Source organism: Parabacteroides chongii (genome assembly GCF_029581355.1).
In the GTDB taxonomy this organism is placed as follows: Bacteria; Bacteroidota; Bacteroidia; order Bacteroidales; family Tannerellaceae; genus Parabacteroides; species Parabacteroides chongii.
Map to the genome: position 1 here is coordinate 203,430 of NZ_CP120849.1, position 26,709 is coordinate 230,138.

17 protein-coding genes are annotated in these 26,709 nt (G+C 43.8%); 14 read left to right on the top strand and 3 right to left on the bottom strand.

Features of this window, described 5'->3' with window-relative positions:
• Positions 1 to 42: 42 nt before the first annotated feature.
• The 5 genes from P3L47_RS00975 to P3L47_RS00995 all read left to right on the top strand — a co-directional run bounded on the left by P3L47_RS00975 (position 43) and on the right by P3L47_RS00995 (position 10,493).
• Entirely contained in the window at positions 43 to 2,841 is a 2,799-nt protein-coding gene (locus P3L47_RS00975) for a hypothetical protein (protein WP_277782427.1), read from the top strand.
• Between the two features lie 101 nt (positions 2,842 to 2,942).
• On the top strand, positions 2,943 to 5,888 hold the full coding sequence (locus tag P3L47_RS00980) for a hypothetical protein (protein ID WP_277782428.1): 2,946 nt from the start codon (positions 2,943 to 2,945) through the stop codon (positions 5,886 to 5,888).
• 20 nt (positions 5,889 to 5,908) lie between these two features.
• Positions 5,909 to 7,450: an NAD-dependent dihydropyrimidine dehydrogenase subunit PreA gene (gene preA / locus P3L47_RS00985; protein WP_277782429.1), complete on the top strand. Its 1,542-nt coding sequence runs from the start codon at positions 5,909 to 5,911 to the stop codon at positions 7,448 to 7,450.
• Between the two features lie 81 nt (positions 7,451 to 7,531).
• Positions 7,532 to 8,485, top strand: a complete 954-nt coding sequence (locus P3L47_RS00990; RefSeq protein ID WP_075558714.1) for an N-acetylornithine carbamoyltransferase — start codon at positions 7,532 to 7,534, stop codon at positions 8,483 to 8,485.
• A 718-nt stretch (positions 8,486 to 9,203) separates the two neighbouring features.
• Positions 9,204 to 10,493: an NAD(P)/FAD-dependent oxidoreductase gene (locus P3L47_RS00995; protein ID WP_277782430.1), complete on the top strand. Its 1,290-nt coding sequence runs from the start codon at positions 9,204 to 9,206 to the stop codon at positions 10,491 to 10,493.
• A gap of 88 nt (positions 10,494 to 10,581) precedes the next feature.
• Here the strand turns inward: P3L47_RS00995 and P3L47_RS01000 are convergent, their stop codons facing one another.
• From P3L47_RS01000 to P3L47_RS01010, 3 genes are all read right to left on the bottom strand, one after another.
• Positions 10,582 to 12,678, bottom strand: coding sequence for an outer membrane beta-barrel family protein (locus P3L47_RS01000; protein ID WP_277782431.1), 2,097 nt, complete (start codon positions 12,676 to 12,678; stop codon positions 10,582 to 10,584).
• Positions 12,679 to 12,754: 76 nt separating this feature from the next.
• The gene (locus P3L47_RS01005; protein ID WP_277782432.1) at positions 12,755 to 12,976 is read right to left on the bottom strand and encodes a hypothetical protein; all 222 of its coding nucleotides are present in this window, start codon (positions 12,974 to 12,976) and stop codon (positions 12,755 to 12,757) included.
• 187 nt (positions 12,977 to 13,163) lie between these two features.
• A complete protein-coding gene (locus P3L47_RS01010; protein WP_122362390.1) occupies positions 13,164 to 13,964 on the bottom strand; it encodes a DeoR/GlpR family DNA-binding transcription regulator in 801 nt (266 codons plus the stop codon).
• A 231-nt stretch (positions 13,965 to 14,195) separates the two neighbouring features.
• Here P3L47_RS01010 and P3L47_RS01015 point away from each other — a divergent pair, with 231 nt between their 5' ends.
• From P3L47_RS01015 to P3L47_RS01055, 9 genes are all read left to right on the top strand, one after another.
• Positions 14,196 to 15,362 carry an SIS domain-containing protein gene (locus tag P3L47_RS01015; RefSeq protein WP_277782433.1) on the top strand — a complete coding sequence of 389 codons (1,167 nt, stop codon included), beginning with the start codon at positions 14,196 to 14,198 and terminating at the stop codon, positions 15,360 to 15,362.
• Between the two features lie 11 nt (positions 15,363 to 15,373).
• Positions 15,374 to 16,603 (top strand): class II D-tagatose-bisphosphate aldolase non-catalytic subunit, encoded by a 1,230-nt coding sequence (locus tag P3L47_RS01020; protein ID WP_277782434.1) that lies wholly within the window; start codon positions 15,374 to 15,376, stop codon positions 16,601 to 16,603.
• The gene (locus P3L47_RS01025; RefSeq protein ID WP_122362393.1) at positions 16,600 to 17,556 is read left to right on the top strand and encodes a carbohydrate kinase family protein; all 957 of its coding nucleotides are present in this window, start codon (positions 16,600 to 16,602) and stop codon (positions 17,554 to 17,556) included. Before P3L47_RS01020 ends, P3L47_RS01025 begins: the two co-directional genes overlap by 4 nt.
• A gap of 22 nt (positions 17,557 to 17,578) precedes the next feature.
• Complete coding sequence (locus P3L47_RS01030) at positions 17,579 to 18,403, top strand: class II fructose-bisphosphate aldolase (RefSeq protein WP_122362394.1); 825 nt, start codon at positions 17,579 to 17,581, stop codon at positions 18,401 to 18,403.
• A gap of 28 nt (positions 18,404 to 18,431) precedes the next feature.
• A complete protein-coding gene (locus tag P3L47_RS01035; RefSeq protein WP_277782435.1) occupies positions 18,432 to 19,520 on the top strand; it encodes an amidohydrolase family protein in 1,089 nt (362 codons plus the stop codon).
• Positions 19,517 to 20,605, top strand: a complete 1,089-nt coding sequence (locus tag P3L47_RS01040; RefSeq protein ID WP_233577169.1) for an amidohydrolase family protein — start codon at positions 19,517 to 19,519, stop codon at positions 20,603 to 20,605. Before P3L47_RS01035 ends, P3L47_RS01040 begins: the two co-directional genes overlap by 4 nt.
• Positions 20,606 to 20,618: 13 nt before the next feature.
• A complete protein-coding gene (locus tag P3L47_RS01045; RefSeq protein ID WP_122362397.1) occupies positions 20,619 to 21,491 on the top strand; it encodes a DMT family transporter in 873 nt (290 codons plus the stop codon).
• Between the two features lie 76 nt (positions 21,492 to 21,567).
• A complete protein-coding gene (locus tag P3L47_RS01050; protein WP_277782436.1) occupies positions 21,568 to 23,598 on the top strand; it encodes a glycoside hydrolase family 36 protein in 2,031 nt (676 codons plus the stop codon).
• A gap of 73 nt (positions 23,599 to 23,671) precedes the next feature.
• On the top strand, positions 23,672 to 26,692 hold the full coding sequence (locus P3L47_RS01055; protein WP_277782437.1) for a SusC/RagA family TonB-linked outer membrane protein: 3,021 nt from the start codon (positions 23,672 to 23,674) through the stop codon (positions 26,690 to 26,692).
• The last annotated feature ends 17 nt before the right edge of the window (positions 26,693 to 26,709 follow it).

Consider the following 26,709-nt stretch of genomic DNA (forward strand, 5'->3'; position numbering starts at 1 on the left):
GATTGATACATTTGCCACTTAAACAATCATAATCAAGGCACAATGAAGAATCGGACACAACCGGGATGGCTATGGCTGTTCCTATGCTTTCTCCTATATATGGGAACTGCATGTCAAGACAAAAATGAAGCAGAAGATGAACAACTTACCAGTGGGTCTTACTATGACGGAGAGCTGCGATTCGTAGATTTCCACAGGAAGATGGCACCGGGAGCCTATGAATGTTACTTCACCAACCAGGAAGATAAATCAGAACTGGTAGTAGCTGCTATAGTCTATTCCGAAGAAGGGGAAGTGGTCTTTATCCCCGAGTCGCCTGTACGTACCGGCGATTATTACTTCAACCGAGCCGTATTGGTAAAAAGCGACTTGCCGGCTAATGAAACGGAAATTGGATTTGATGTTCCCCTGGGATGCCAGGTTAGTATAACCAATGAATCCTGCATCCTCAAGGAAGAGACGGTAGATGAAAACCTGGAATGTTTTGGTTCAGGGACAAAAGATGATCCTTACCGTATATCTTCTTATGTGCATTTGGAGAACCTGATGACTATGATCAACTCCACAGAGGAAAATAATAAGAAGTATGGTGATAAATACTATATACAAACAGCCAACCTCTCGTTGAAGGTGCCTTGTGCCAACCTCAACAACGGCTGGAACTCGATCGGTAACCATATCACCCGACCTTTTGCCGGGCATTATGACGGGCAGGGTTACAAGATTAAGAATATGACGGTCAAACGTACGGGCGACATCGTGCCCCAGCCGGCCGGATTGTTCGGCATCATCATCAACAGCAGTATCTGTAATGTGAAGTTGGAAAGCTCGACGATCGAAAGCGATTTTGCCGTAGCAGGTATGCTGGTCGGTGCCGTAGTGTCGACAGGCGATATGCGCCTGACCTCCGGACTGAGAAACTGTAGCGTATCGAAAGATTGTAAGATACAGGCACCTTACCTGGTAGGCGGACTAGTAGGCGGTGTCAACCAAAATGCGCGTTTGGTAATGAGCGAGTGCACGAACAATATGCCGGTATCAGCGGCTCACCAGGGAGTAGGCGGGCTGGTCGGAGCCGCATTCTTTGCCTCTTCCGTTACACTCGACGGTTGTTCCAATACGGCAGCCATCAGTGGAACTTCAGGAATCGTTGGCGGACTGGTCGGATCGGCTGACACACTTCTGATCAATGACTGTAAAAACTCAGGAAAGATAACCGGCGGATACAGCTCTATCGGCACCGGCGGACTGGTCGGCGGCGGTCTGAATGTCATAACGAGTTTCAGTGAAAACCGAGGTATTGTAGAAGGCGATCGCGAGGTAGGAGGCATTATCGGCTCGACCGCTCGTAACTCATCGCAAAAGGTATATGGCGACACGCATATCTATGCGTCCGGTAATTATGGAACGATAACAGGGAACAGCGAAGTTGGAGGTCTGGCGGGAGCCGCCCAGATATTGATTTCAGGCAGTTACAACTTTGCAACCGTACAGGCGTCTCAAAAGAATGTCGGCGGACTGGCAGGACTGGGTCCGATGGCAATCATCATCGGTTCGAGTAACGATGGCGATGTTACATGCTCCGGATCGGACAAAGATGGTTTTACGGGAGGTGTACTGGGTTCAGCTCAAGACTACGTGATTACCGGTTCCAACAACTTCGGGACTGTCAGCAACCCCAACGGAAAAGGTACGGTTGGCGGTATCCTGGGCGGATGCGACCTGCTGGGTATCGTTTCTTATTGCGGTAACTTCGGGACCATCAAGGCGAAGGAAGGTTCGGCTGGTGGTATTATCGGTCGCGCCGGTAAACCGAAGAATATGACAGACAAGATGATTGCAGACATGGTACTGGGTACAGCCTTAAGCGTGGCTTCCATAGGCATGTCGGCCTCTGAAATACCCGGCGAAACCGGTAAAAAGAAAAAAACAGCCAAGATGGAAGCCCAAAGTTTGCGGATAGGCAATGCCAGCAAAGTACTCAACACTTTTGTCTCGGTCAACGACCTGAGTTGGACGATCGCCAATGGCGTCATGAAAGAAGCCGACCTCTCACCGGAAGCATTAAAGCAGTTGGAATATAAATCAAGTCAAGCACTCGAAAACCACCACTACAGCAGGATACAGACCATGCAGTTGGGACGAAGCGAAACGTTGAATCTCTTCAATACCATGGAACAACAACAGAGGCAACAAAAAGACTTCCTCACACGCATCAGCGGCGAAAAAAGCCCATACCAGGATAATCTGAACGAATGGCGTAATGATGTGGAAGACAAGATGCACAGCCGTGAAGAAATGCGCGAAGTGGCAGGACATGTCGGTGAAACGATCGCTTTCATCGGTGATATCATCGGATTCTGCAAGGTACCCAACCCGGTAAGCATAGTAATGACCGCTATAGTAGCCATCTACAACCTAGTGATGAACTTGACGGACTATAGCTACAACCGCGTCGGCATCCTCCAGTCATACAATTACGGTGAAGTGCAGGGAGGAGACAGTTACTACTCAGGAGGTATCGCCGGCGAGTTGCACGACTACGCCCGTATCCTCGATGCAGCAAACTTGGGTACGATCAAAGGGAAACAGGCCGGAAGCCTCTTCGGCAAAGGAGGACACCTCCCTGCCGTAGAACATTCCGTCAATCTACAAACACAGAGTATCCCTTTCTATAAAGAATGTATCTTCCATGACACGGTAAAGAACAACCTCGACATCTCCGGCAACGACAAAGAATTGAACACTCAAAACACATACAATATGCTTGACTTCAATAATCGTTGGACCTGGAACACCAGCGTCCGACTGCCCCTCTTAAACAGATCGCAGTTCGAATAAACGGAGAAAATAACAAATGTTCAACCCATAAACAGTCTATCAAATATGAAAGTAATCAATAGCAATATAGAGAAACTTCTCACCTTTACCCTCCTTTCAGGATGCCTGCTATTAAGCGGATGCAGCAAGGACGACGACGATACGGATATCCCCGGCCAACCGAACGAAAAAACGAGATCGTGCTGACCCGCAATGTATCCGCCTCCATCCCACTCTTCTCGGCAACCAGTGCGACACCTCCGGGCGACTGGCTGTTCTGCCTGGCTGACGAGGATGACAACGAGTATCTGATTCCCGGATCGGCCGGTGAAAAAAAAGACGGTACCTACCTTCACCTGGATTTTTCAGAAGGCGACAAATGCATCACCTATACCGTCAAGTACGTCACCAATCCGGAACAGACGGAAAGCTATGATCTGGGGTTCACTATCACACTGGATGCCAGCGGAACCATCACTTGTGAAGATGTATGGGACGAAGATCTGGAACTGTTCGGTAAAGGAACCAAAGAGTGGCCCTATAAGATCAGTTCGCTGAAAGACATAGCGACAATCTCCGGTTTCTGTGATGATACGAAATGGGAAGACACCTGGTTTATCCAGATATGTGACATCAAATGTGACGAAGGCATAAACAAAACATATAATGAGAAGAACGGAGGGATCAAACCGATCGGGTTCTCATCTTCTTTCAAAGGGCATTACAACGGGAAAGGTTACACGATCAACAAACTCAAGTTCATCGCTTCCGGCACGACAGACAATATCGGAATGTTCAGTGTAATCGACGGCAACGCAACAATCGACAGTCTACGGATAGATGCGGTCACTATAGAGAAAGCACATGAGAATATAGCTGCCCTGGTCGCTGTAATGCGAGGCAATGCTTCTGTTACAAACTGCTCCGTCACAAATGGCAGGATCAGTGGCATTAAGAATGTCGGCGGACTGATCGGACGGATGGAAAGCGGCACTGTGACTAACTGTGAGAGTGACGATTGCGATGTGATGTCGAACATGCAGAACAACCCTTACACCGACTGTATCGGCGGTATGATCGGAGCCGTACAAGTATCCCAGGGAGCAACGATACATATAAAAGATATCCGAAGCAATTCCAAAGTTATTGGGAATGAGAATATAGGAGGTGTGATCGGCTTCATCAGTTCCTCCGATGCTTCCTATTCACTGACGTTGGAAAATCTGGCGATGGGACTGATGAATATAACCGGAGAAAGAAGCGTTGGCGGTATCATCGGCGGATGTACCCTGCCACTCACATTGAAGAATTCAAGTAACCGCTCGGTCATCGATACACAAGGAAACGACCGAAGGGATTTCGGAGGTATCGTGGGAGCCATCTCCACCACAGGGGCTGTCCTTCTCGATAATTGCCAGTCGGGTAAAAACAAAGCAGGTACCCAACCCGACCCATCGCAGAAATATATAGACGGCGGATCGCATACGGGAGGGCTGATCGGCTACGTACGTGCCGGACAAGGTGTCAAGCTAATCAACTGCAGTCTCACTTCCAACACGTATGGCTTCGACCAGGTAGGCGGTCTGATCGGTCTCTGTGCATCTGAAGTAACCATTGAAAACTGCAGGAATGAAGGCGGTAATATTCAGGCATTGGGCATGTGTGCCGGTGGATTGATCGGGCAGGCTACCGAAAGCGTCAGCTTCAACAGCAGCTGTGTGAACCAAGGGAACGTAACGGCTACCGACAGCTATGCCGGCGGCTTCATCGGACAGGCTAGCAAGATCAAGTTGTCAGGCGGACGTAGCCAGGCAAACGTGACAGCCGGTAAGAAATACAGTGGCGGATACATCGGGTATGCAGCTGACCTGACGGCCCAACTAATTGACCAGCCCACCATTGCCGGTACCGTATCCGGCAACGAGGCGATAGGCGGACTGACCGGATATGCTGTCAAGGCCTCGGTGAGCGACGTAAAACTAGGGTATATCGTAGGAGAAGCGGCTGCGACGACTAAATATACGGGTGGTCTGATTGGTTTGCTCGACAATGGCGAATTCAGTCAATGTACCTTCACCGGTTCCGTACAGGGAGGCGAAAAGACAGGCGGCATCGTCGGTTATCAGAAAGGGGGCAAAATCGAGAACTGTACAACCCGTTCGGAAAACCGCATACTCTGTAACGAAACTGGAGAAGTAGGTGGCATAGCCGGCAGCATCACCCATACGTCCATCACCAGATGCAATAACTATACGACCGTGACCAATACCCAACAAGCACACCTGACAGGCGGTATTGTCGGTTACGTAGACAAGCAGCCGGACGACCTGCAGATAAGCGGCTGTAACAATCACGCATTAGTAACCGGCGGCGACCAGACAGGCGGTATCATCGGAGGCCACCGCAGCGACAAAGACTCGAATATCCAGGTTGCCAACTGTCATAATACCGCGAATATAACCGGAAAAGACGAGGTGGGTGGTATCGTCGGCAGCCTCATCCAAGGACAGATTTACCGCTGTTCCAACAAGGCAACCATCACCGGAACCCGTAGTGCAGGCGGTATTTCCGGTTGTATATACGGTACGGAATCTTATTATCCCAACGGACTCGTCAACGAATGTTTCAACACCGGGCGGATAGATGCGCCGGATAAAGTGGGTGGGATTGTCGGACGCTTCTTTGGCTGGAGCCATGCCACGGTTAAAAATTCGTATAACAAGGGAGAAATCGGACACGACGGATCCACAAGTTGTGCCGGCATCGTCGGATGTATCGATAACAATGCATACAGTCGTATCGAATACTGCTACAGCGGCGGGACACAGCGTACCGGCTGGGGTATTGCCGGACGCTATTTCACGATGGTAGGTTCGGAAGTGACCTTCGTTAAATGCCATTACTCAAAGGAAAGTGCCACCACCGACAAGCTGGATAACTCGGACTGCACGAAAAACTCCAATGCCGGCCTGGGTACGCAAAGTAACTTCAAAGGCTGGGATTTCACCAGCACATGGGTGATGAAGTCGATGCCTGAGCTTCAAGAAAATAGGGAGACGAATCAGTAATTAACAGAAAGACTAATAGTATGAAAGACTGTATCACGAAGAATATGATCCGGGAAGAAGCCAACCGTTGCTGGATGTGTCATGCTCCGGTTTGCTCTGCTGCCTGCAAAAGCAAAATGCAACCGGCACGCATGCTCCGCTCCCTTCGTCTGGAGAATGAAGCCGGTGCCACCCGTCATGCCCGGCAGATGGAGGGCTGCCTGACTTGCACGGCCCGTGCCTGCGAAAAAGCCTGCCTGCGCGGACGTAACGGGCAAGCGGTGAAGATACACGATATATTCAGTTACCTGTATAAACAGGGAGAGAGTTCATCCGAACAAAAAGCGACCGACTCTCTTCCTACCGGAAAACACTCTCTGCCCGATCTGTCTCTCGACTTCTGCGGTATCCGCTGTGAGAATCCGTTTATTCTCGCCTCCTCCCCAATAGCACACAACTACGAAATGTGTGCCCGTGCGCTCGATGCAGGCTGGAGCGGTATCTGTTTCAAAACCATATCCTATTATCCGGTGGAAGAAGTTTCACCACGCTTCGACCAGGTGCAACAGGGAGGAGTCCCTTTTATCGGCTTCAAAAATATGGAACAACTGTCGGAAGCACCAATCCGCACAAACTTCGACATACTCTATCGTTTAAAGCAGCACTATCCCGACAAACTGATCATCTCATCCATCATGGGACGGACGGAAGAAGAATGGACTCACCTGGCTCATTTCTCCACATTGGCCGGAGCGGATATCATAGAGTGTAACTTTTCCTGTCCTCAAATGACCAGCGAAGGGATGGGATGCGACGTGGGGCAAAACCCGTCGCTGGTACGCAGCTTCACAGCCGCCGCCTGTCGGGGAACAGATTTACCCGTGATCGCCAAAATGACACCCAATCTGACTCATATCGTACCGGTAGCCCGGGCCGCCTGCGAAGGTGGAGCAACCGGTATTGCCGCGATTAACACGATCAAAAGTATTACCCGTATCGATGAAGAGGCGATGACCGCCTTACCCGTTATCAATGGAAAAAGCAGTGTGTCGGGTTATTCAGGAAAAGCAATACGCCCTATCGCCCTCCGCTTTATACACGAACTTGCGTCCGACCCAATTATCGGACAAGCACCTTTAAGCGGGATCGGAGGAATCGAAACATGGCGCGATGCGCTCGATTTTCTGTTACTGGGCTGCACGAACCTTCAAATATGTACTTCGGTCATGCAATACGGCTATCGTATCATAGACGACCTGCGTGAAGGATTGCAACTCTACATGCAACGGAAAGGCTATACCAACCTGTCACAACTGATCGGGCTGGCGGTATCGAACATCGTACCACCCGAATCGCTCGACCGCACGACAATCTGCCGTCCCGTGATCGACCGGGAACTTTGCATTGGTTGCGGCCGATGCTACATTTCCTGCCAGGACGGAGGACACCAGGCGATCGTTTTTCCTCCCTCCCGCCGTCCGGCTATCGATGAAGCACAATGTGTAGGTTGTTTATTATGTAGCTTGGTCTGCCCTACAGGAGCCATCCGACAGGGAGAGCGAATAGGGAAAGTTCATTCATAACAGTTACATTCTCTTCCCGAAATAGGTATAAATCCGTCACGAGTCGCTATCTTTGTCCGGTCAAACAATAACGCGACAATTATGAGACATTTCACTTGTGTACAGGATTTAGGCGACCTGAAGCAGGCGCTTAACGAAGCTTTCGAGATCAAGAAAGACCGCTTTCAGTTCACAGAACTTGGCAAGAACAAGACGCTGTTAATGATATTCTTCAACTCCAGTCTGCGTACGCGCCTCTCTACCCAGAAGGCTGCGATGAACCTGGGGATGAACACGATGGTTCTCGACGTGAACCAGGGAGCATGGAAACTGGAAACCGAACGCGGCGTCATCATGGATGGAGACAAACCGGAACACCTGCTGGAAGCTATTCCGGTCATGGGTTGCTACTGCGACATCATCGGTGTACGTTCTTTCGCCCGCTTCGAAAACAAGGAAGACGATTACAACGAAAAGATCATCTCTGAATTTATCAAGTATTCCGGTCGTCCGGTATTCAGTATGGAAGCGGCTACCCGCCATCCGCTACAAAGTTTCGCCGACCTGATCACAATCGAGGAATATAAGAAAACAGCCCGTCCAAAGGTGGTTATGACCTGGGCCCCGCATCCAAAATCTCTTCCGCAGGCAGTTCCCAACAGTTTTGCCGAATGGATGAATGCCACGGATTATGAATTTGTGATTACTCATCCGGAGGGCTATGAACTGGATCCTAAATTCGTAGGTAATGCCCGTGTGGAATACGATCAGAAGAAAGCCTTCGAAGGTGCAGACTTTATCTATGCCAAAAACTGGGCCGCTTATACCGATCCGAACTACGGCCAGGTATTAAGCAAAGATCGCGCCTGGACTGTCGATACGGAAAAGATGGCGTTAACCAACAATGCTTATTTCATGCACTGTCTGCCGGTTCGCCGTAACATGATCGTTACCGACGACGTGATCGAAAGCCCGCAAAGCATCGTGATCCCGGAAGCCGCCAATCGTGAAATTTCGGCACAGACGGTACTGAAAAAGATATTGATGGGATTATAATATCTATGGTTCTACCAGACTCATTTTCAATATCAACTATCATACCATCATAAACCGACACAAACATCACTTATACAACATGTTAGACTATGACAGTTACTATTTTGAACCATCATTAATCTATCATAGAACTATCATAACCTGCGATAAAAACAGGAAATATACTGCCTTTTTTCACTAAGTATATTACTAAAACTCAAGAAGATAAGGAATAAAGATGTTTACCACCCGGGTCTCGAAGACCTCGACACCCGGGTGTGAGTATCGTCGGGACCCGGGTATAAAACCGATCAATACGGGCATGTCGGCAACAAAAAGTAAGCATTCCCACGAAGTTAAGTCATAGTTTTCTGAAAAAAAGGTAGGCAGGAAACGATTAAATTGAGCGATACCTATCGGTTACAGCCCCTTTTTAACGGATAAAGCAGTTCTATTTTCGTTCAAAAAAGAGGTAAATGAGGGTTTATGATAGTTCTATGATAGATGAATGATAGTTCAAAACGTCAACTATCATAGCCATACACATTGATATACATGCTATACGAGCGAATAATGATAGTATGATAGTATATTTTAAATTATTTCAATAGGATAAGAAACACTCAAAGTAAGAGCTACTACCGAACTTCCATAAACCTCTTTATTATGACGCCTTACCTTCAAACTTATCTGTTTATGAATTGTTTTATAATAAAAAGAATTCATAAACAATAACATCATGGGCTTCAACATTACAAAAACAGATAAGAAACGGGTTGTTATTATTGGTGGTGGTTTTGGGGGATTAAAGCTGGCCAATAAACTGAAAGGAAGCAACTTCCAGGTAGTCTTGATAGACAAGAACAATTTCCATCAGTTCCCGCCCTTATTGTATCAGGTAGCATCATCCGGTCTGGAGCCGGGATCAATCATATTTCCTTTCCGAAAGATATTCCAGAAACAGAAAGACTTCTACTTCCGAATGGCAGAAGTGAAAGCCGTTATCGTCGAACGGAACCTGATCGAGACATCGATCGGTGAACTGAGCTACGACTATCTGGTGATAGCCTCCGGTACCATCACAAACTTCTTCGGTAACAAGACTATTGAAGAAAAAGCATTGCCGATGAAAACGATCCAGGAAGCTCTCGAACTAAGGAATACCCTGCTTTCCAACTTTGAAAAGGCTACAATCTCTACCGATCCGGAAGAAAAACAAGCACTGATGAATGTGGTTATCGTTGGTGGTGGAGCCACTGGCGTAGAGGTATCCGGAGTACTGGCTGAAATGAAAAGATTCGTTATGCCGAAGGATTATCCGGACCTGAAACAGTCGGATATGAATATCTATTTGATAGAAGGTTCTCCCAGGTTACTCGGAGTAATGTCTACCGAAGCATCCGAGAACGCAGAGAAATTCCTGAAAGAGATGGGCGTAAATATCATACTGAATAAACGGGTAACAGACTATCAGGATGGAAAAGTCATACTGGACGACAATTCCACTATCACAACCAAAACCCTCGTTTGGGTCAGTGGTGTAACCGCCACACATTTTGATCATATCGATAAAGAAGCATTGAACCGGGGTGGCCGGATCACAGTCAATGAATTTAACCAGATGCCAGGGATGACAAACGTATTTGCTATCGGCGATGTTTGTTTCCAGACAGAAGAAGAATACCCGAACGGTCATCCGCAAGTAGCCCAAGTAGCTATCCAGCAGGGAAATCTGCTTGCAGATAACCTCAAACGCCTGGAATCGGGGAAGACATTGAAAGCCTTCCATTACATAAATCTCGGAACACTGGCAACCGTAGGACGCAACAAAGCTGTCGCCGATCTAAAAAAGCTGAAGTTACAAGGGTTTATTGCCTGGATGGTGTGGATGCTGGTTCATTTACGTTCTATCCTGGGGATCAAGAATAAGCTGATGGTACTGATAGAATGGGTATGGAGCTACTTTACTTACGATCAGTCTATTCGTTTGATACTTTATATACCCAAAAAGAAAAAGGATACGATATAAAATGAGGACAAGAAAGTATGTCAAAAGACGATATTTACCAGACGCAGATCTCGCAGACGATAAATATCGTCTTTTGACACATCTTCGATTATAAACTATAGGTAAGCGTTAACCACGTAACCCGGGCATCCCGATTACGGATTTGCTCCATATGCATTTTGCTCGTATCGATAATCGTTGTCTCCTCCAAACCGTCGAAGATATTATTGATACTTAAGTTAGCACGCAATTTACGATTCATAAAATACTGTGAGAGTCCGGCATTCACACTGCTATGGCTCTTTATTTTTCCCTGCGGTGTCAACTGGTCCGAAATAAAGAAACCATCCAACTGAAACTCGGTGGTCGGTGTTATGGCAATGCTTACACTCCCCTTCCAATCCGTGCAAACCATCGATTTCTTTTCATCATAGCCGACCGTACGCCCGTCGATCTCATCTTTATAGACATTTCCGGAAAAGCCGATATTCAGTATACGGATAGGATTCCAGTTGCCGGACAGTTCAAAACCGAATGACTGGCTGTGTCCGATATTCTCTTTCTGCCAGACAGACTCATCATTCACCACTTCCATGATCCGGTTTGACTTATTCCGGTAATAAATAGCCGGAGAGAAACGGAAACGATCCGCCACCAATAAATAAGACAACTCCAAAGAATGAATGAACTCATCTTTCAGGTCAGGATTTCCCTGTGTCAAATGCGTCGGGTCGCCATACTGAATGAAAGGATTCAGATCCGCTCCGTAAGGACGGATCACCCGTTGCAGATAACTCAACGACAGGCTACCGGATTTACTGGTTTGCAAAGACAGTTTCACACGTGGATAGAGATGGAAACGAGTATGACTTCTTTCCGAATCCGAAGTCTCCGACTTATCCACTTCCGGGACATAAGTCTTAAACTCCTGTGCATTTATCTCCGCCTGTAAACCAGCCTCGGCTGAAAAACGATTCCATCGCTTATCTACAGAAGCATACAGCAAATGAGTATTCCGGTTGAAAGAATAATCATATGTCTTATTATCTACCGGAGTCCAGATATCGTCATCCAGGCTGATATCGTTCGTCTCAGTCCTGTACTTTTCATCTTTTATACGTCCGATATAACCGGCTTTGAAATACCAATCGTTTGTAAACAATTTACTGAATGCGGCAGACAAATAATAATTATGTTTGTCCTGATTGGCGAACATATTATCTTTCTTCAGGATATTTCCGGTGCCCGGCTTTTCATTCTCATACTGATTATCCTCGTCGTAACTAAAATCATTGTAATTGAATGTCACACTCAACTGGTCCAGCGGATTGGCAAAACGATGATTCCATCTCGCTTCCACAGCATAAGCATCCTGACGCTGGTCGTTGTAACGGTGGCGCGTCATCTGATTCTTCACAGTCCCGTCCGGATTCAAGACCTTATTATTGATCCCGCCATAACGGCTGTAATCCATTAAATGATACAGTCCATATACCGTCAGCAGGTCATTTGAAGTCAGATCGTAACCAACGCTCAAATCCGCCAGATGAACATCAGGACGTGCCTTCGCATTGTTGTTCATTAGGGTCGTACCCGCCTCTGTCCATGTAGTCTTATCGAATGAACGTTCACGGTACTCCTTGCGATAATTATATTTTCCGACAATATGAAATTTACCCGGATGCAGATTTACAACCGCACCGACATTATACCGTTCCTGTAACCCGGCCCCCAATGTAACCGTCAAAGGAGAATCGGATTTCGTATAGTTGGCAGAAGAAAGATTCAGTACACCGGCATCACCGTCGGGAACCAGCGAGATACCAGGTAAGGCAGACATGGAGATACGGTTGAAGAACAAAGCAGGCAACTGGATCAGGACATCTCCGCTATATTCTTCCAGCAATCCGTAAGGAATACCGTTGATCAGCATCCCCGCCTTACTGGAACCGCGATAAGTCACTCCCCCTTCAATATCAGTGACCAGCGAAGGCATCTGGCGAAAGGCTTCCGAGACAGTCCCCGTCACACTACTCAGGTTCTTATCAACCTGCAGACGTTTGACCTCTCCCCCGTTCAAACCGGAAAAACGCTTTCCCTGTATTTCTACATTTTGTAACAACAGATTCATGTCGACCGGATTCTGGGCTGACAACGCATGGCTGAACAACGCGACAACTGGGATAATGAGTAGATTTCTTTTCATATTGATATACCGTTATAAACAAAAAAAGTCTGTATGTGTAAGCATACAGACTGTCCTTCTAACTGTTTACTGAATATTATTCAGCAGGAGCAGCTTCTGTTTCAGTAGCAACAGTAGTTGAATCACCTTCAGCAGGAGCAACTTCTTCTGTTACTGTTTCTTCTTCAACAACTGCAGGAGTTTCTTCTACTGTAGTTTCTGTTTCAGCAACTTCAGCATTTGATTCTGCAGATTTGTTACCACAAGATGTGAAAGAAACGGCTGCAACGATAGCAGCAAATGCAACTAACTTTTTCATTTTGTCTTTAATTTAAACGGTCTATAATATCTTCTTGTCTTAAAACGATGCAAATGTATGTATTAATCAAATATGTTGTACAACATAAGAGACTTTTTTTTCAACTATTTTTTAGTATAGCCGCAATTAACTGTGTTTCAATACAAATTCCATAGCTATTTTATTCATATGTACCTTAACCTAAATTCTACGGAATACTTAATGGCTCCACTGTATATAAGGCTATATTCATCGACTTGATTTGTGTTTTGATATTTGATGGAATATTATTATCAGTCACAACTGTATGGATTTTGTTTACGGGAGCTATAAATACAAAATTACGTTTATTGAATTTACTTGAGTCTAATACAGCAATGACCTCTTTTGACATAGAAAACATAGTCTGGTTAATATTAGCTTCTTCAATATCATGTGTAGATAACCCAAATTCAATGTTAAAACTATCCACTCCCAAAAAGAGTTTGTCACAATAAAAAACTTTCAGGTTTGATTCAGCTAAAGGACCGACAGTAGAATGCGAGACTTCGCGTAAATGACCTCCGAGCAAGATTACATTAAATCTTTTATACTTTAAGAGTTCAATTGCAGTATCAAGAGCATTCGTAATAACTGTCAAATGTTTTAAATGATGAAGATTTTTAGCAATTTCGAAAGTTGTGGTTCCTGAATCAAGCAAAATAGTCTCGCCATCACGAATCAAAGAAGCTGCAAATTTTCCAATGGCCAATTTCTCTTTAAAATTATACAATCCCTTTAATTTTAAGGATGTTTCATTATTTTTTCCGTTGGTATTTGGTAACCGGATCGCACCGCCTCGAGTACGTAACAAAAGATTTCGTTCATGAAGAATATTCAAATCCTTTCGAATGGTAACTTCCGAAACCTTAAATTTCTTACACATACTTTCGATAGAAATCTCTGGATTCTCATTCAATTCCTGTAAAATAGTAGCTCTACGCTCTTTTGCCGACCCTATTGATTTCATTATTATTACAATTTTTGTTGTTAGAAATAAGACTTATTTGCAAAAATAATAATTTTATCGAGCAAAAAGAACAAATACAATATTAATTTCGAAACATTTCGAAATGTTTTTATTTTATCGAACAAAAACGACCAACACACACATTAGCAACACATTATCGTACAAACAAAAGGGATTGTTTAATTTTTCGAAATAAAAAAACAAATGTTTTGCCTCTTCTGCTGTAAAGAAATGAAATATTTTTGCCCAAAAGAAAACAATAATAAAAAGATGAAAGACAATCAATTTTTTACTTACAAAGAAATTATGCAACAACCAAAAATGTGGTTGAAAGTATATGAATTAGTATTGCAACAACGTGTGGGGATCGAGTCTTTTATTTCCCAATATACCGACCGGAACTACCAGATTATCTATACTGGTGCCGGAACATCAGCCTATATCGGGAATATCTTAGAGATAGTCTTGTCGGAAAGTAATTTTCGGGGAGCAAGATCAGTTTCTACCACAGATCTTATCACTAACCACCATGCTTACATTAATGAAAATCAACCTGTTTTATTGATTTCATTTGCCAGATCAGGAAATAGTCCGGAAAGTGCAGGAGCGATCAAAATTGTAAATACACACTGTAAACATACGGCACATATTTACATTACATGCAACAAAGAAGGGGAACTTGCAAAAAATGCAGACAAAGAGAATACTTTGCTCCTGTTGTTACCTCCCGAAACAAACGATTTGGGCTTAGCGATGACCAGCAGCTTTTCAAGTATGCTCCTCACAGCCCTGCTAGTCGCAAATATACAACATATAGATACCCAATTGCCCTATATCCAGTCACTGACCCTAAAAGCTCAAAAAGTACTGTCCACTTATGCTCCGATTATCCGGGAAATCATGAAACGTGAATTTTCACGTGTAGTCTTCTTAGGATCAGGAGAGTTGAAAGGAATCGCAGAAGAATCACGACTGAAACTACAGGAATTAACCGATGGAAAAATTGTTTGCCAATTCGATTCTTTCCTTGGCTTCCGTCATGGACCAAAAGCTATTATTAACAAAGAAACGGTCCTGGTCTATCTATTTTCCGGAGATGAACATATCCGTCGGTATGAAACCGACCTTGTGAAACAAATCAACACAAATAATAAAGTGACGGCACAGATTATAGTTTCGGAAACACCGGTAAAGACAACAGGTATAAAATCTGATCTCGAAGTGATTTTCAGTGAAGGCGATAGTCCATCCATATACGACTGTATTCCGTACGTTATCGTAGCACAACTGATGGGATTCTACAAATCGCTTGAAATCGGCCTCAACCCCGACACTCCCTCTGTTTCCGGAAATATTTCAAGGATCGTGGAAGGAGTTATCTTGTATGACAACCTATAATAAAAACTAATATGACAAAGACAGAACATTTATTAAACCAGATTTCAGAACTCGAACAGCAGACAGGAGTTAAACGAACAATTTTCGCCGTATGCCCAAACTCAACAGCAGTTATTAAAGCTTCTTTTCGCTCGGCCAAACGGAATAATGCTCCAATCTATTTTGCAGCAACCCTAAATCAAGTAGATAGTGACGGAGGTTATACCGGTCTAACCCAAAAGCAATTTGTAAAACTTCTCGCACAGGAAGCCGCTGCTGTCGATTACGACGGTACCTATATTATAGCGATCGATCATGGAGGTCCATGGTTGAAGGATATCCAATCCAAAGAACACTGGAGTTTGGAAAAAGCGATGAATGGCGTTAAAAAATCGTTTGAGGATGCTATATTGGCCGGCTACGATCTGATCCATGTAGATCCTACCGTCGATATTTTTCTCCCGGACGGAGAAACGATCGATATAAAAGTCGTTGTCGAACGGACAGTGGAACTTATTGAGCATACGGAACGATTCCGACGTGCCCGATCTTTACCTGCAATATCGTACGAAGTAGGAACTGAAGAAGTACATGGAGGATTGGCAAACGAAGCTGTTTTCGATACTTTTCTTGAAAATCTGAAAGCAGGTCTGGACTCTTGTGGTCTTTCTGATGTATGGCCCTGTTTTATTGTCGGCAAAGTCGGTACAGATCTGCACACCACTACCTTTGACACATCCGTAGCCCGTAAACTCACAAAAAAAGTAAGACCACTGGGTAGCTATATAAAGGGGCATTATACTGATGGAGTTTCAAACCCGGAAGCATACCCATTAGCCGGGGTCGGAGCAGCAAATGTCGGACCCGAATTTACAATCAGTGAATATGAAGGGTTGGCAGAGCTGGAACAAATAGAGAGAGCACGGGATAAGGAGGGACAGATCGCTCAATTATCCAATATAACTTCAACACTCGAGCGTTTGGTTGGAGAATCCGGTCGTTGGCAAAAATGGCTTCAGCCCGAGGAAAAACTCTGCAGTTTTAAAGAGCTCCAAGCAGACCGCCGCGCGTGGATCATAAAAACCTGTTGTCGATATATCTGGCAACACCCTGAAGCCTTTATGGCCCGTCAAATTCTTTTCGATAACTTGACACGTCTTGGCATGGACCCACATACGACCCTCTCCTGCCGTATTGAACATGATATGGATAAATATTTTCAAGCTTTTAATTTGGTAAACCTAAATAACTCATTGTTATGAAAAAGTTTGATATAATAGCGATTGGTGAACTCAATGTAGATCTGATTCTAAATCATATCCAAAGCATGCCAGTTATTGGCAAAGAAATATTTGCAGACGATATGCTCCTTACGCTGGGCAGTTCCACTGCGATTTTTGCAGCCAATGCTGCTTCCCTAGGCATGAAAGTAGCTTTTGTGGGAATGATCGGGAAAGATAACTTTGGCGAACTGGTAAAAACAAGCCTAGAAAAACGATCTGTCTCCACCCGTTATTTAATCGAAACAGACCAATACGCTACCGGAGCGACGATTGTCTTGGCGTACGCAGAAGACCGGGCCAATATTACCTATCAAGGTAGTATGGACACAATGGGATTCAATGATATTGATCCATCGGTTTTCGAAATCACGAAACATATCCATATCTCATCGATATTTATTCAATCAGGGCTCAAACGCGATTTGCTTCGCATACTCAAGCTAGCAAAAGAGCGCGGCATAACTGTTTCACTCGATACCCAATGGGACCCAATGGAAAAATGGGACCTTGATTACACTGAGATTTTGCCTTATGTTACACTTTTTATGCCAAATGAAACCGAATTGAAAGGTTTGGCTGGTACTTCAAACTTACATGAAGCAATCGAAAAGATCCGTCCATATATTGGAGAAGCCTGTATTGTAAAATGTGGTAGTCAAGGTTCCATTCTGTTCCAAAAAGAGGGAACAACCCTAGAAGCATCTTCTTTCCTCAATACAGAAGTGATAGATACGATCGGTGCTGGCGACAGTTTCAATGCAGGCTTTGTTTACAGTTATGTAAAAGGATATTCTCTGGCAGAATGTCAGCAGCTGGGAAATCTGACCGGAGCGATCAATACAACCGCAGCCGGTGGCATTGGAGCCTTTACCGATAAAAATGAGATCGAAAAAAGAGCTTTGGAAATCTTCGGTCAAACCATTCAGTTATAACTTTTATTTTCCACAAAGAAACATGAAAAGCAGCATACAGGAAACACTGAAAACATGCCGGCAAAACCGATCAGCTGTTTTGGCTACCAATTTCTATAATTACGAAACATTGTGGGCTATTCTGCAAGCGGCATCCCAAATGCAGTCGGTTGTTATTTTACAACTTACTAAAAGCTCGATCGACTACATGGGACTTGAGATGGCTGTTACGATGGGACGCCAGGGACTTGCCGATTTCGGTTTGCAAGGATGGTTACATTTGGACCATGCCAATTCCGTTCCCTTTATAAAAAGATGTCTTGATGCCGGATTCGATTCTGTGATGATCGATGCCAGTGAAAAAGATTTCGATGAAAATGTAGCCCTTACCAAGACTGTAGTGGCAATGGCCCAGCCGTATGGTGCAAATGTAGAGGCGGAACTGGGGTATATTGCTAAACTCGGGCAACCGCGACAAGGTGGCTTCACTATCCCCGAAGAGGCCCGGAAATTTGCAGCACTTACAAAAGTTGATGCACTGGCGATTGCGATTGGTTCAGCGCATGGATTTTATAAAGAAACACCACAGCTTGCAATCGACAGATTAGCCGAAATCCGTGAGGCGACAGAAGTTCCACTTGTTTTACACGGAAGTTCCGGCATCCCTTCTGTACAGGTAAGAGAGGCTATTCGTCACGGAATATGCAAAGTAAACCTGGCTACCGAAATAAAAGACCTTTTCATGCAAGCACTCAAGCGAATTTTACCGGACAGTCAGGAAATAGATTTACGTAAAGTATTTCCTGCAGCAGTAGCACCGGTAGTCGAAATGTTGAAAAAGAAATACGAAATGGTAAACCTTCGATAATTAACAAGAAATGAAATACAGATTTTTTATGAATAAAACTATTTGGATTTTTTACCTGCTGATTATAGTGCACCAGGGGGTAGTAAGGGCACAGAATGTGGAGAACCTGCTACTGAAAGATTACCGTCCGGTTTCTGCATTCCGCATACCACAGGTAGAAGTAAAGAGAGCCCGATATCCGGTGATAGATGCCCATTCGCATGATTATGCCAAGAGTAAGGAAGAGGTAGATGAATGGGTCAATACCATGGATTCGGTAGGCATCGCATTTACTCATATTATGAGTTGCAACTGGATAGGTGAACCGATCGATGTTTTTATGGAACGATATCGTGATTATCCGGATCGTTTCGGCTTTTGGTGTAGTTTAGATTATACAGGATTCGATGAGCCGGGTTGGGAAAAAAGAGCAATAGCTTCACTAGTACACTACCATAAACTAGGAGTGATCGGCGTAGGAGAAATGGGAGATAAAGGAGAGGGCGACCTTTATGGCTATCCTGTAGAAGGGCGAGGTATTCATATAGACCATCCACGATTGAAGCCATTGCTTGAAAAATGCGCCAGCCTTGGTATGCCAGTCAATATTCATGTGGGCGAACCGATATGGATGTACCTGCCGATAGATGCAAACAACGACGGATTAATGAACTCTGCCAATTGGCGGATCGATACTACTAAAACAAATTGCTTGGGATATGACGGCTTAATGTTACATTTCGAAAATGCATTGAAAGCAAACCCGAAAACAACCTTTATCGCCTGTCATTACCTGAATATGAATCATGATCTGCCACGTTTGGGACGACTACTCGACCAGTACCCCAATCTCTACCTCGATATTTCGGCCCGTGTATCGGAATCGGCAGTAACCCCTCGTGCCACGCGCGAATTCATTATCCGATATGCCGACCGCATTCTTTTCGGTACGGATAACGGCCGACGTGCACAGATGTATCGATCAGTATTTCGAATACTGGAAAGTAACGACGAACATATCATCACTCCCGGCAACAGCCATTACTGGCCGTTGAGTGGTTTCGGGCTGCCCGACGATGTACTGAAGAAAATTTACAGAAGTAATGCTGAAAAACTTTTTAAAATTAAATCATTATGAGAATGCTTTCAATTAAGTTATTTATCTGTGCCCTATTAGGGGGGTCCCTGAACCAAATATCGGGTCAGGATGTGGAACATTTGTTGTTGAAAGACTACAAACCGGTTTCCGTATTCAATATTCCTGCAACCTTTCCTCAAAAGGCCAAGTATCCAGTATTCGATGCGCATTCGCACAATTATGCGAAAGATAAAAAAGAAGTTGCGGAATGGGTAAAATCCATGGATGCTGCGGGAGTTCAAGTTACAAGTATCCTCAATAACAGCAAGGGGGAAGCATTCGAGGTATTGGTCGAAAAATATAGCGATTACAAAGATCGCTTTGCATTATGGTGCAGTTTCGATTATACAGGTTTTGATGAACCGGATTGGGAAAAAAGAGCTATACAAGCACTGGAAAGAAACCATCGTATGGGAGCTGTCGGAATCGGAGAAATGGGTGACAAAGGTGATGGCGACCTTTATGCCTTTCCGACAAAAGGGAAGGGCGTTCATCTGGACCATCCGCGGCTGAAACCTTTGCTCGAAAAATGTGGAGAGCTCGGTATGCCAATCAGCATTCATATGGCTGATCCGATTTGGATGTACTTACCAATCGACAAAACGAATGACGGCTTAATGAACGCTTCACGGTGGAAAGTAGATACGACTCAGGTAGAATTAGGATACGAAGGACTGATGCAAAGTTTTGAACGTGCCGTAGCAGCAAATCCGAAAACGACTTTTATTGCCTGCCATTATCTCAATATGAGTCACGATCTGTCGCGCCTCAGTGCACTGCTCGATAAATATCCCAACCTGTATGTCGATCTAGCGGCCCGTGTATCGGAATCGGCAGCCACTCCGCGAGCAACCCGCATATTTATCCTGAAATATGCCGACCGGATCCTGTTCGGTACCGACAACGGAATGAGCGTAAACATGTATCGCTCCGTCTATCGGATACTGGAAACGGCTGATGAACACATCATCCGCCCTGGAAACAGCTATTACTGGCCTTTGAGTGGATTTTATCTGCCCGACGATGTCTTGAAAAAGATCTATTGGGAGAATGCGGTTAAACTATTAAAACGAAAACAACAGTAAGAGTTTTAATAATATGAAGAATCGTAAATGGTTGTTATTCATCTGTATCACAATGATAACATGGGGTATCTGGGGAGCATTCAGCGAAATTCCTGAAAAAGTGGGATTTCCTGCCACTTTTACCTATATTGCCTGGGCTTTGGCCATGATCCCATGCGCCATTGGTGCCCTTTGTATAGCTAAATGGAAATTCGATTTTAATGCCCGGTCAATTCTACTCGGCTGTATGATCGGTTTCCTCGGTGCGGGTGGGCAATTACTTCTTTTCGAGGCACTCCGTTTTGGCCCTGCTTATATTGTCTTTCCTTTTATATCCATGGCTCCTGTAGTGACGATCACGCTTTCGATGGTTTTCTTAAAAGAACGAGCGGGCCGTATACAATTATTCGGTATTGCAGCAGCACTCTGTGCAATTCTTTTCCTTTCGTTGCAGGGTGAGAAGTCCGATAGTCACATAACCGGTTATCTATGGCTGTTTTTTGCCTTATTGATCTTTATCATGTGGGGTATTCAGGGATTTACAATGAAATTCGCGAATAAGACCGAAATGCAGGCCGAAAGTATCTTCGTCTATATGGCCCTCACCGCTATATGCCTAATTCCTGTCGCTTATTATATGACCAATTGGCAAGCAGAAGGGATCAACCTCAGTTGGGAATGGGCGATAAAAAGTTTTTTAATCCAGTTACTCAATGCCATTGGTGCGTTAACACTAGTTTATGCTTATCGATATGGAAAAGCCATTCTAGTTTCTCCAATGGAAGGCTTGGCTCCTTTATTTACCATGGTATTGTCACTTATCATATATGCGGTGGTTCCGGATATCGTCACACAGATTGGCATGGGGCTAGCTGTTTTAGCGATGATTACTATGTCGATAGAATAAAGCGCTTTTTAGTCCTCCGGTGATGTATTTAAGAGAACAAACAGAGATAAAGCAAACAAATTAAAAAGAATAAATCATGAAAGAACAACGAAGCATTATATCGCTTTTATTATTAATAGTGCTATGTACAGGTTGTAGTAAAGGCGTAATAATAAAAAACGGCGACTTGCAACTGGAGATAGATGAGATGATGAGAGCCAGGTTAACATCTCTCAATAATTCGACCTCATCTTTTCATAATAAATTCATCGAATCAGATGCTTTAATAGCCGCAGAGTTTACAGCCTCACTCTTTAAATTAACAAATGTATCAGAATTTAAAGAAGGAAATACGTCCGGCTATTCATTAACAGGAACTTATAACAAAGATGGCTTTTGTATCGAAAAACATCAAAAAATAACTATTCCGGAAAATTTAGAAAAAATACTCCTGATCGAAACCTATTACATAAACAGAGGGAGTAAAGATATTACTGTAAATGGCTGGAAAATGAATGAATTACATATAGATGTAGCCGATACATCCGTTTGGTCATTCCAACCGACATCCACCAGTCGTCGAATGGATTGGATTCTAGAAGTAAAACCCGGATATTACAAAAAAAATTTCCTAGGAATGAACGATTCTGATTACGGAGGTGGTATACCAATGATCGATCTCTGGCGTCGTGATGGTGGTATCGTAACAGGATTGACTGAGAAAACATTGAAAATGATATCAATGCCTGTCCAATGGCTCACCCATGATAATTATGCATCTATTGCGTTAACTTACGAATCAAAAGAAGGACGTGAAATACTTGCTGCTGGTGATACCCTACGGACTTACAATTCATTTATCGGCATTCACACCGGAGATTTTTACGAACCTCTGGATCGTTTTTCCCGTTATATGGAAACTCAAGGCATAGTCTTTCCCAAGCCCGAACCTGAAGCTTATGAAGCAGTTTGGTGCGCATGGGGATATGAACGCACATTTACTATTGAGGAAATAATCGGGACTCTTCCTAAAGTTAAGGAATTAGGATTCAAATGGGTTGATGTAGATGACGGATTTCAGATAGCAGAAGGAGACTGGGAAACAAATTCTCGTTTCCCAGGAGGTGACAAAGACATGCGTCGAATTACCGATGCAATACATCAGTATGGAATGAAAGCCAAATTATGGTGGGCTCCCTTGGCGGCAGACCCGGGAACAAAGGTCTTACAAGAAAACCCGGGAATAAAACTTAAAACCCAATGGGGATCTCCACAATATATCACATGGTGGGATAGTTATTATTTATCTCCTATTAATCCTATAACGGAGAAATATACAAACAATCTGTTAGAACGTTTTATTGTTACATGGAACTTTGACGGTCTTAAACTCGATGGACAGCACATGAATTGTTGTTTACCGGATTACAATCGCACCAGCAAACTGGAATATCCTGAACAATCGTCTGAGCTAATGCCTACATATTTCCAAAACATTTACGAAAAAGCACGAGCATACAAACCCAATGCAGTCGTACAATTTTGTCCGTGTGGTTGTGCAATCAACTACTTTATGATTCCATTTATGAATCAGGCAGTATCATCAGATCCTACATCCAGTTGGCAAATACGGCATAAAGCAAAGACCTATAGAGCGATTTCTGATAAACTGGCATACTATGCCGATCATGTCGAATTGAGTGACAATGGAGATGATTTTGGTACCCAGATCGGAATCGGAGGTGTTATCGGTTCAAAATTTACTTATCCCAAAGATAACCCCAATGTTCATAAAAGTTACGTTCTGACACCAGAAAAAGAAAAGTTGTACAAAAAATGGGTAAGTATTTATAATGACAAAATGATCTCTACAGGAAACTATATCAACCTGTATGATATTGCATATGATAAGCCGGAAACCCATGTAATTAATAAAGATGGGAAAATGTATTACGCATTTTATGCCGATCAATGGAATGGCGAGCCTATCGAATTACGTGGTTTGGAAAAACGTAAATATACCGTTTGCGAATATACTTCCGATGAAAAGAAAACTTACGAAATTGACGGAGAAAATCCTGTGATAACCCCCAATTTCACTAGAAACTACCTGATAGAAGTATATTGATACAATACATCCTTATCATAAAATCCGAGAATCAATTATTTACTTTATTTATAAACCATCTAAATTTAATACCATGGATCTACAATTATTCAGAAAAGTGCATTTAATTTGTATAGGAATTCTTGTCCTTACAATCGGAACTGCATTTGCCCAGAAAACTGTAACAGGAAAGGTTACTTCGTCCGATGGGAACGAAACCTTACCCGGAGTTAATATTTTAATTAAAGGAACCTCTTCTGGAACAGTTACAGATATTGACGGAGGATACACACTCAGTGATGTACCTTCTGATGCGACATTAGTCTTTTCATATGTCGGATACACTACAGTCGAAGAAATCGTAGGAGACAGGACTACAATCGATGTAGTCATGGGGTCCAGTGAAGTTCTGGATGAAGTTGTCGTTATCGGATATACAAGCGTAAGAAAAGCTATAATGACAAGTTCGGCAACCACATTGAACAGCGAAGCCATAACTGACAACGTTACATCAGACTTCGGCTCAATGCTTCAAGGCAAAGTCTCAGGATTGATGGTAACCAACAGTAGTGGTGCCCCTGGTTCGGAGGCCAATTTAGTTATTCGCGGTGTGGGAACTATTACCGCGGGGAAAAGTCCCTTATTCGTAGTCGACGGTATCCCGGGGGGTACCTACGATCCCAACGACGTAGAAACAGTAACAGTCTTAAAAGATGTCGGTTCTACTGCCATCTATGGAGCAGAAGGAGCAAACGGTGTTATCGTAATTACCACCAAACAAGGAAAACGGAATCAGACACCCAAAATAACAGTAAGAGTGAATGCTGCCCTTACTCAAGCTCTTTTCGGCAGATTCAAGCCCATGGATGGAGAAGAACTCTACAATCTATGGGAATCATGGGGGATACCTAATTTCGAAGCAGACTTTCCACAAACTCTCAAACAACGGAATTATGATTGGTTAGGTAACACATTCAAAACAGGTAATGCCCAGGATTACTATGCCTCAGTTACAGGTGGAACAAAAAACACCTCGTATATGGTCAGTCTCAATCATTACAATCAAAAAGGGACAATGCCCGGTACATCCTATAAACGAAGCAACATACGTTTAAATTTCAACGCACAACTTTCCAGTACTCTTGATCTAAGCGTTCGCATGAACATGCGTGAAAACAAAAAAAACAACCTTTGGTCAAACACATTCAGTGAAATGGCTTATCGCGGTATTCCCTGGGATAACCCATTTGACGAAAACGGCGATCCTGTCAATATTGCAGGGATACCGACAGCAGACCAAAGATGGTTTTATGCGAACCGCCAGAATCCCTGGCATGGTTATCAATATAATTATAACAAGGAAGGCGGCACGCGTATGAACCTTGATCTTGTGCTTAATTGGCATATTTTCCCATGGTTAACAGCGACCAATACCGTACGTTTAGAACGGGCACAACATTGGGAAAAAGTTTATTATGATTCACGAGATGCCAGCCAGACTTGGAACGGTATCACTCAAGGAAGTCACATAGAAGATAACTCCTCCTATCCGCTAGGTGGTTATAAAAACACAACGCTCCTCAAAGCTTCACATCGCATAGGAAACCATGATTTGGGAGGTCTTGTAGGATATGAGTTCAGTGAAGACAAAGGGGATTATAGATTTGGAGCAACTGCCGATCAACAACCAATAGGAATGGAAATTGTATCTGCCGGTGCGGCAACCACTATGCGTGCAACAGGAGGTTATGCAACTCCGAGAGCAACCTGGTCTGTCTTTACGCAGCTAAACTACTCTTATTCAGATAAATACATCGCAACAGCATCATTTCGTGCAGATGCAAGCAGTCGTTTTGCCCCCAATAATCGTGTCGGTTTCTTTCCATCCATGAGTGTCGGATGGCTAGCCTCCAACGAAAAATTTCTGAAAGGGAACAAAGTTTTGACATTCCTCAAAATTCGCGGAAGTTTTGGTTTAACAGGTAATGCCGATATTGGTGATTTTGCCTATATGGACGCTTACACATTTTCAGGTGTTACTTATCTAGGTAATCCGGGAGCTCAACCCTTGAGCCTTGCAAACCCAGACCTTGGATGGGAAAAATGTTTAATGACATCAGGAGGTATAGATTTTAAACTTTTCAACTGGCTTGAAGGTAGCATTGATCTTTACAGAAACCTCAATTCGGATCTTCTGTTTAGTGCTCCAGAAGCTCCCAGCACAGGTTTTTACAGTTACTTAAGAAATATAGGAAAGATCTGCAACAAGGGTATTGAAGTTCAATTAACCAGCACAAATATTGAAAATAAAAACCTAAAGTGGACAAGCTCATTCAATATCGGGTTCAATAAAAACCGAGTGGAAAAATTACCCGGAGGTGAACCAGGAAAACCCGGTACACCTATCATGGTCGGTGCGGCAGACGCTGCACGGCAACGATTGGAAGAAGGACACGAATTATATGGTTGGTATATGCCGGAATGGCGTGGAGTAGACCCGGCTAACGGAGATCCCCTTTGGACTACAGAAGATGGAGGCGTAACCAATGACTATTCAAAAGCTAAAATTGATTGGCTGGGCTCTTCTCCTACTCCTAAATTTTCAGGAGGCTTACTAAATAACTTATCTTATAAAGGCTTCACTTTCGGTATGAACATTTTATTCGTATATGGAAATAAGATTTATAACGGAGCACGCGCTTCCATGGATAACGACGGTCGTCAAGCCCAATATAATCAGATGTCATTAGATAATGGTTTAGGATGGAGCAGATGGGAAAAAACCGGAGATATTGCCACTCACCCGTTACCGGTTTATGGAGGTAACAAAAATTCCACAAACCCCTCATCCCGTTTCCTGGAAAATGGAAGTTATTTACGTATACGTAACATCAATATTGGGTACAATATACCGGAAAAGGTATTAAGCAAGTTGTATATCAAAAATGCCAGAGTATTTCTCAGTGGTGACAATCTACTAACATTCAGCAAATTCTCAGGTCCTGATCCGGAAACAGATCTTACAGCAAGTGGTATTTCCGATGTCGCAGGTTCTATTAACTATATATACCCGTCTAACCGTACCTTTTCACTCGGTGTTGAATTAAATTTCTAATATAAACTAAAATGATC